The sequence below is a fragment of the Polaribacter sp. 2405UD43-2 genome (genome assembly GCF_058147125.1).
The window spans coordinates 1-258 of sequence record NZ_JBYVJX010000051.1; the positions used below are offsets into that span (position 1 = coordinate 1).

General features: G+C 29.1%; 1 pseudogene. It reads left to right on the top strand.

Annotated features, from left to right (window positions below):
* Positions 1-64: 64 nt before the first annotated feature.
* Positions 65-258 (top strand): annotated as a pseudogene (locus ACY2RX_RS14720) (dual-specificity RNA methyltransferase RlmN); the annotation flags it as partial.

Genomic DNA, 258 nt, shown 5'->3' on the forward strand with positions numbered 1-258 from the left:
ATTTAGGTGTAGTTTTGCAAATGTAATTTTTTAATCAGTAAATAGTTTAATCTTTTAATATTTTATGTTGACTAAAAAAAAAGACATAAGAGCCTTAACCAAAGAACAATTAAGAGATTTTTTTGCTGATAATGGTGGTAAAGCTTTTCGTGGAAACCAAGTTTACGAATGGCTTTGGAGCAAGTCTTTACATACTTTCGAAGGTATGACTAACATCTCTAAACAAACTAGAGAAATGTTAGCAGAAAACTTTGTCAT